Origin of the sequence: Brotocaccenecus cirricatena, from assembly GCF_020687045.1 — a bacterium.
Lineage (GTDB): Bacteria > Bacillota > Clostridia > Oscillospirales > Oscillospiraceae > Vescimonas > Vescimonas cirricatena.
Window position 1 is genome coordinate 1 of record NZ_JAJEPW010000098.1, and the last position, 7,110, is coordinate 7,110.

A 7,110-nucleotide genomic window follows, 5' to 3' on the forward strand; every position below is an offset into this window, starting at 1 on the left:
AGCGACGGATTGCGGCGGCGCATATCGCGGATGAGCTTTAGCTCGGCCTCCGTGTGCTGGTTGGGGTGGCTGTGAGGGCGTCTGGACTGGCAGGCCAGGGACGCCACACTACCATCCCAGCGCTGCTTCCAGAAGTAGATGTACGACCGGCTTTTGTTGTACGCGGCTGACGCCGTACTTTGCAACCGATACGGCTGTGCCCTCCGTGGACGAGCTCACTGGCGAACTCAACCGAGAAAAATATCACAGCCGATACAAAAAGCTGCTGCGCAGCACCATCTATACGCTGGTGATCGTGGCCGCGATCAGTGTGCTGGTGGCTACACTGCTGCTGCCGGTTTTGCAGATATACGGCACCTCCATGAATCCGAACCTGCAGGAGGGGGATATCGTGGTGTCGGTGAAGTCCCCACAGTTCAAAACCGGTGACATAATCGCCTTTTACTATAACAACCGCGTTCTTGTCAAGCGCATTATCGGCTGCCCCGGCGACAGCGTTGTCATTACCGACAGCGGCGACGTATATGTGAACAATACCCTGCTGGATGAGCCGTACCTAACCGAAAAATCCTATGGCAACGCCGACATTGAATATCCGTACACCGTACCTCAGAATTCCTTTTTCGTCCTGGGCGACCACCGGGAAAGCAGCGTGGACTCCCGGTCGTCTCTGGTGGGCTGCGTGGAAAAAGAAGAAATCATAGGCAAAATCATTTTCAGAGTGTGGCCGATCAAGCGGATCGGTTCCGCGGACTAACATCGCCTGGAAATACGGGGAGAAATTTGCATGAACATGGACATTCATTCGCAGGCTGAAGAGCTGAACAAGAAGCACCGCCGGAAGCGCACTTGGTACAAGATTTTATCTGTGCCCATATGCCTTGTGGTCTTTGTGACGACATATGCGCTCATTCTGCCGGCTATCACCATGGAATCCACGCCGGATACCTACTGCGGCATTGCCGAGCACGTCCACACGGACGATTGCTACGAGCTTCCCGGTACGCCGGCTCACAAGGAGATCCAATGCACCGCCGGGGCCGATCTGGGCCAGGGCGAGTACATCATCCACAAGCACGACAGCTTCTGTTTTGATGATAGCGGTGAGTTGCTGTGTGCGCTGGCCGAGCAGGACGAGCACGTCCACACAGACGCATGCTATACAATAACGAAAACTACATCGGCAACCACATTGACAACGTGTGGTTCAGCCAGCAGATCCCGCCGGCTTCCTCGGAAGCGCCCAATTTCACGCTGACAAAGCATGTGGTGGGTCTGACGGAGGATGACCTGCAGCTGCTATCCGGAAAGCTGACCTTTACGGTTCAAAAGTCCGCTGACGGCAGCTTTACCGATCCCGAAACCGTCATGACGTACACCGCCACAAATTTGGGCAGCTGGACGCCCAACGGCGATGGCTCCTGGACACTGTCCGCCCGTATCTCCATGAAGGATCAGGCGCCCGGTTATTACTACAGGATTGAAGAGAGCTACGCAGAGCTGCATGGGTTTAAACTGACTGCGACGGATACGAATGACGCTGTGCAGCTGCAGAGCACCACAGTCGCGGCCTTCACCTTCACCAACACTTATGCGGATACCGGGCGAGCCCTGAAGCTAACGAAAATCGTGAACGCTCCCGACACCACAGGCAGCTTTACCTTTACCGTTTCCTATACGGATGCCGGCGGCAATCTGCAAAAAAGCGTTATTCTGAAAAACGACGAGTCGACCACCATTACGGGCATCCCCAGGGGTGCTTCGGTCACCGTGACGGAGACCACCACAGACGGCTACACCGTTATTATGAAGGATCCCAGCACCGGCACCGTCCTCGCCGGGAGCAGCAGCTATACCTTTACTATGAACGATGACACGGCCGTGGATATCTACAACACATCCACCGTTGCACTGCCGGAAACCGGCGGCATCGGACGGGGAATCTTTTTGTATGCCGGAATCGCTCTGATGCTCACTGCTGTTATTACAGGATGTCTTCTGAGGCGCAAGTACGGAAAGGAGGGTGATTAACGCCTTTGTTTCCTCTCCTGCCCACGCAAAATATACCTCTACCCGCGCCGCAGGAACTATCCGTTTCCATTAAACTACTTTAAATCAGAAAGGATACACACGATGAAAACGATGAGAAAGCTTTTCACGGTTTTGCTGGCCCTGGCCATGACGCTGGCTCTGGCTGTGCCAGCCTTTGCAGCAGACACCACCGGCAGCATCACCATTACCAATCCCCAGGGGGATCGCACCTACACCGCCTACAAGATCTTTGACGTGACCTACTCTGGCGACCACTACTCCTACACCATCAGCGATACCGACGCCGCCTTTACTACCGTCAAGGCATACGCCGATGTGACTGCCAACGGACTCACCCTAACACCCGTTGGTAAGACGGGCAAGTATAATGTGAGCACCGGCGACAGCTTCTCCGCCGCCTCCTTTGCCCAGTATCTGAAAACGAATGCGGGTTCTCTCGGCACCGGCACCGCCTTTACCAAGGATGGTGACACCATGAAGGCCTCCGGCCTTACCCCGGGCTATTACTTTGTATCCGGCACCAGCGGCACGGTCTGCGAGCTGGCTACTGCCGAGAATATTCAGATTCGCGACAAGAACGAAGTGCCGGAGATCAAAAAGGATGTGAATGACGACGACCGCACTGTGGAAGTCGGTCAAAAGCTCACCTACACCATCACCGGCAAGGTGCCCTCCACCAAGGGCTACACCGAGTATACTTACGAAGTGACGGATACCATGTCCGAGGGTCTGACCTTCAACAACGACGTCAAGGTCACCATCGGCGGCGTGGATGTGACTGCCGCTGCGACTATCAAAAACAATGAGAACGGCTTTGTGGCCAGCATCAATATGATGAAATATCAGGATCAGATCGACGCACCTGTAGTCATCACCTACACTGCCACCGTCAACGAGAAAGCCATCCAGCGCAATGAGGAAACCAACACCGCTACGCTCAAGTACAGCAACAACCCCGCTGACAAAAACTCTTTTGGGGAATCCCACGAGGAAGTGGAAGTGTTCTCCTTCAATATCGTCATCAACAAGTACGCCGCCGGCAGCGAGAGCACCAAGCTGGAGGGCGCCAAGTTCGTGCTGAAGAACGCTGAGAACAAGTACTATAAGTATGACGCCGCTACCAAGGCCGCCACTTGGGTCGCTGACAAGGCCGATGCCACTGAGGTCACCACCGACGATAAGGGCGTTGCGCGCTTTGACGGTCTGCAGGCCGATACTTACCGCCTGGAGGAGACCGCCGCCCCCGCCGGCTACAACCAGCTTACCAAGGACATCACCATCGTGCTGAACAAGGATGGTTCTGCGACCATCGACGACGCTGCCTCCACTCCCGGAGCTGCCCATTCCCTGACTGCGGGCGTTGCCAACTCCACCGGCACCATGCTGCCCGAAACCGGCGGCATCGGCACCGTGATCTTTGTGGCCCTGGGCGCTCTGGCTGTCATCTGCACAGGCGTATTCCTGGTGACCAACAAGAGAATGAGCAAGGAATCCTTCTGATCCTGCATCCCTGACACACTGCACCGCCATGGGAGGCGGAGGTTCGCCTCCGCCCTCCCGGTGGCATATCCTTTTCCAAGGCGGACGCATCCGAATACACCCGACCCGCCTATTGCAGGCGGCCGGACAGCCGTGTGTTCGGCTTCGTGCGCCCTGGAACGCAACAGGAGATAAACCCGTGAGAAAGCGAAAAGTGATCACCTTAATACTGCTGGGCGTTTTCCTGGCGGGCCTCTCTCTCCTGCTGTATCCGTCCGTCAGCAGCTACTGGAACTCCATCACACAATCCAGGGCCATCGTGGACTATGACACCATTGTCAAGAGTCTGTCGCCTAAGGACAATACCGCCTATTTTGAGCGGGCGGAGGAATACAATAGTGAGCTGAAGGCGCTGTCATTCCCGCTGACGGAATACCAGCAGATCAGCGGATACGATGATTGCCTCAATGCCGTCGGCGATGGCGTCATCGGCTATATAGATATCGACAAGATTCAGGTGAAGCTGCCCATCTATCACGGCACGGACCCCTCTATGCTGAACCATGCCTGCGGACACATTCAAGGCAGCAGCTTTCCTATTGCAGGAAAGGGTACCCATGCGGCTATCTCGGCACACCGGGGCCTGCCCAGCGCAAAGCTGTTCTCGGATCTGGACAAGCTGGAGGTGGGCGACACCTTCCGGATCACGGTGCTGGACAAGACCTTTATTTATGAGGTGGATCAAATTAAAACCGTCCTGCCGGACGATGTGAGCGACCTGCTCATCGACGAGGAGAAGGAACTCTGCACCCTGGTCACCTGCACGCCCTATGGCATCAATTCCCATCGGCTGCTGGTGCGCGGCCACAGGATCGAATCTGAGGATATGCGCTCCTTTGGGGCTATATCGGATGCATTTATCATCGATCGGCTGATCGTTACACCGGTGGTGGCAATGCCCATCATCCTGCTGCTCATTCTGTACGTCTGCTTTAAGCCTGCGAAGCGGAAGCTTCCCATCAATGACGAGGGAGAACTGATATGAAAAGAATAAGCTACCGGATCGCAAATTTTATACTGATTGCTGCACTGCTCCTGTCGGGAGCAGTGACCGCCCACGCCGCCTCCACCACGGAGGCCAGTGAAAAGGTGCAGCTGCGCAGTGATTGCACTCTGGACGTGACCTATTCCTCCGAGGGAATGGTCTTTGCCGGGCAAGACATCAAGCTCTGGCACATTGCGGATATTACCGAGGATGCGCAGTATGCTTTGGCCGGGAGCTTCCGGTCATACCCCATCCAGGTCACCGGCACCTCCTCTCAGAGCGAGTGGGATGAAATGACCATCACTCTGAACTCCTATATTCTCGCCGATGGCATCGCGGCTGACCAAACTGCCAAAACCGATGCGAGGGGCAAGGTCGTCTTTGATAATCTTACTGCGGGCATATACCTGGTTTCCTCCGTGCGCACAGAGCAGGATGGCAAATACTATGTGTTTGAATCCTTCCTGGCGGCCGTGCCAGGGGTGGACAGTGAGGGGCAGTGGGTGTATTCCGTCTCCGCAAGGCCAAAAATGAGTGTACACACACCAGCCAAGGGCGAGGTCACCTATAAAGCGGTGAAGGCCTGGAGGGACGGCGGCCAGGATCGCCCGGTTAGCGTCTCTGTGGAGGTTCGCAGGGACGGACAGCTGCAGCAGTCCGTGACTCTCAGCGCTGAAAACAACTGGATGTACACATGGAAGGCTGTTGATGATGGCAGCGTATGGACCGTGAACGAAGTGAATGTGCCAGAGGGTTATACGGTGGGCATTCAGCGCAGCGGCGATACCTTCAGCATTACCAACACCAAGCCGGAGACGCCTGCAGGAAATCATCCGCAGACCGGCGACACAACAAATATGACCCTGTATGTGCTCTTGATGGCTGCGTCCGGGCTGGCGCTGCTGGTGGTGGGCATCGTGTTGAGGAAGAAGTCCCGTGCGAAGTAAAGGGCTTTCCATCCTACTTGTTACGCTGGGCGTTTTGCTGCTGGGCGCTGCGGCGATATTATTCGTCGTGCGACAGGCGCAGGATAAGCAAAGGGCAGCTGACATTCCCTCTCTGATTGAAAAAATCGAAGCAGCTCTGCCGGAGCGATCAGCGGGTGTTATCGAAAATCGCGCTGACAGCGCCATGGCTGCCGTGGAGATCGACGGAATTGATGTTATCGGCCTGCTGGAGCTCCCGGGCCGAGGCATTAAGCTGCCAGTAAGCGCAGAATGGGACAGCTCCGAGCAGAGCTTTCGTCCAGCCAGGTTTATGGGCAGCGTGTATGACGGTACACTGATCGTGGGAGGACGCAGTGAGGATGGCAATTTCGATTTTATCGATCAGCTGGACGCCGGGGAGGAGCTTACCTTCACCGACATGATCGGAAGGGTATTCCGGTATATGGTACGTAAAATTTGCCACGCTGATAATGCCAGAGCCGAAACCTTGGCTGACACAGAGAGCGCGCTTACCCTGTTTGTGAAAAAATGGAGCTTTTCTCATCGTCCGATGTGCAGCGGCATAGTATTCTCCTCAATAGGAGGTGCAGAACAGCCCCTGTAGACAATGGCAAGCTGCGTCGTCCCACGCGATGCCGCTATGATTCATTATTTAATTTTTTGTTTATAACCCATGAAGGGCCACCGCTGCAGATAGCTGCCCTACCCGGAGGTCGATGGCCAGGTGCAGCGCACCTGATACCCGGCAAAACAAAGCTGAAATATCTGTACCTCTGTATCCCCTGCTGAAAAAGCAGCCAACGCCATAGGCGTTGGCTGCTTAATGCTTTATGAGCCTTATGGGCTTTATCAAGGGCGGCCATAGATGCGGGTCATCTCGTGGATGCTGCTGGCAAGGCTGTGGCTCGCCTCCCCAGGCAGCATACGCCACTTCCAGTTGCCGCAGCTGGTACAGGGGACGTTCATGCGGTGGCCCGGCCCGAGGTCCAGCCAATCCTGCATATCCGCAAGATATTCGGGTAGCTTGCCGCCTGTCAGCAAATTTGCATAGATTACCTTGTGGCGGCGTTTCAAATGGCGTAAATGCCGTTGTCCCCATATCCTGATTGGCTGATCTTCCTCCGGCTCATCATCTCCGACAACCAGGTAATAGTCACCGACCAATTCATATTTCAGCCCTGTGCGTTCATCGGTAATGTACTTTTCCATTTCCTTGGCCTTGGCAACATCCTCCGTAGCAATATAGCGCATAGTGCATCACCTTGCTTCACGCCGGTCTCTCAAAAAATCGGCTCTGATGACCGCATTGGCTCGGCACTCGATGGTGTCCCGGATGATGTCCATGTGGCCGGTCTCCCGCCTTTCAAAGTCCTTGAACACATCCGCAAGCGGACAGGGCGACTTCAGGAGTGCCTTGCACTGCTTATCGGACAAGTCGTATTCCTCCAGTGCCAGCACGATGTCCTCCCGCACCGTGTACTCGTAGCAGTGGTTCAGGATTTCGTCGGGTGGCTGGGAAAGCAGCCACTCCCGATACTTCTCCTGTTCTGCGAACACCTTCCTATATAAAGCGGTGTTCAGTTCTTC

8 protein-coding genes and 2 pseudogenes are annotated in these 7,110 nt (G+C 55.3%); 7 read left to right on the forward strand and 3 right to left on the reverse strand.

All coding sequences use genetic code 11. The annotated features are described in order from the left end of the window. Positions 1–185, reverse strand: a pseudogene (locus LKD37_RS16445) (IS481 family transposase); the annotation flags it as partial. Positions 186–205: 20 nt separating this feature from the next. Here LKD37_RS16445 and lepB point away from each other — a divergent pair. From lepB to LKD37_RS16480, 7 genes are all read left to right on the forward strand, one after another. Continuing rightward, positions 206–757 (forward strand): signal peptidase I, encoded by a 552-nt coding sequence (gene lepB, locus LKD37_RS16450; RefSeq protein WP_302930168.1) that lies wholly within the window; start codon positions 206–208, stop codon positions 755–757. 36 nt (positions 758–793) lie between these two features. After that, on the forward strand, positions 794–1,258 hold the full coding sequence (locus tag LKD37_RS16455) for a hypothetical protein (RefSeq protein ID WP_302930169.1): 465 nt from the start codon (positions 794–796) through the stop codon (positions 1,256–1,258). Then, positions 1,156–2,031 carry a DUF7601 domain-containing protein gene (locus tag LKD37_RS16460; RefSeq protein WP_302930170.1) on the forward strand — a complete coding sequence of 292 codons (876 nt, stop codon included), beginning with the start codon at positions 1,156–1,158 and terminating at the stop codon, positions 2,029–2,031. Before LKD37_RS16455 ends, LKD37_RS16460 begins: the two co-directional genes overlap by 103 nt. A gap of 111 nt (positions 2,032–2,142) precedes the next feature. Beyond that, entirely contained in the window at positions 2,143–3,552 is a 1,410-nt protein-coding gene (locus LKD37_RS16465; protein ID WP_302930171.1) for a SpaH/EbpB family LPXTG-anchored major pilin, read from the forward strand. Positions 3,553–3,730: 178 nt separating this feature from the next. Next, positions 3,731–4,576 carry a class C sortase gene (locus tag LKD37_RS16470; protein ID WP_302930172.1) on the forward strand — a complete coding sequence of 282 codons (846 nt, stop codon included), beginning with the start codon at positions 3,731–3,733 and terminating at the stop codon, positions 4,574–4,576. Continuing rightward, positions 4,573–5,523, forward strand: coding sequence for a Cna B-type domain-containing protein (locus LKD37_RS16475; protein ID WP_302930173.1), 951 nt, complete (start codon positions 4,573–4,575; stop codon positions 5,521–5,523). Before LKD37_RS16470 ends, LKD37_RS16475 begins: the two co-directional genes overlap by 4 nt. After that, on the forward strand, positions 5,513–6,127 hold the full coding sequence (locus tag LKD37_RS16480; protein ID WP_302930174.1) for a sortase family protein: 615 nt from the start codon (positions 5,513–5,515) through the stop codon (positions 6,125–6,127). Before LKD37_RS16475 ends, LKD37_RS16480 begins: the two co-directional genes overlap by 11 nt. Before the next feature lie 245 nt (positions 6,128–6,372). Here the strand turns inward: LKD37_RS16480 and LKD37_RS16485 are convergent, their stop codons facing one another. Both LKD37_RS16485 and LKD37_RS16490 read right to left on the reverse strand, forming a co-directional pair. Beyond that, the gene (locus tag LKD37_RS16485; protein ID WP_302930175.1) at positions 6,373–6,774 is read right to left on the reverse strand and encodes a TnpV protein; all 402 of its coding nucleotides are present in this window, start codon (positions 6,772–6,774) and stop codon (positions 6,373–6,375) included. Positions 6,775–6,813: 39 nt separating this feature from the next. Further along, positions 6,814–7,110, reverse strand: a pseudogene (locus LKD37_RS16490) (DUF3848 domain-containing protein); the annotation flags it as partial.

Bases quoted from the DNA above. Each gene is read 5' to 3' on its own strand.
- LKD37_RS16455 (WP_302930169.1), top strand. From the start codon at position 794: ATGGACATTCATTCGCAGGCTGAAGAGCTGAACAAGAAGCACCGCCGG.
- LKD37_RS16460 (WP_302930170.1), top strand. From the start codon at position 1,156: ATGCTATACAATAACGAAAACTACATCGGCAACCACATTGACAACGTG.
- LKD37_RS16465 (WP_302930171.1), top strand. From the start codon at position 2,143: ATGAGAAAGCTTTTCACGGTTTTGCTGGCCCTGGCCATGACGCTGGCT.
- LKD37_RS16475 (WP_302930173.1), top strand. From the start codon at position 4,573: ATGAAAAGAATAAGCTACCGGATCGCAAATTTTATACTGATTGCTGCA.
- LKD37_RS16485 (WP_302930175.1), bottom strand. From the start codon at position 6,774: ATGCGCTATATTGCTACGGAGGATGTTGCCAAGGCCAAGGAAATGGAA.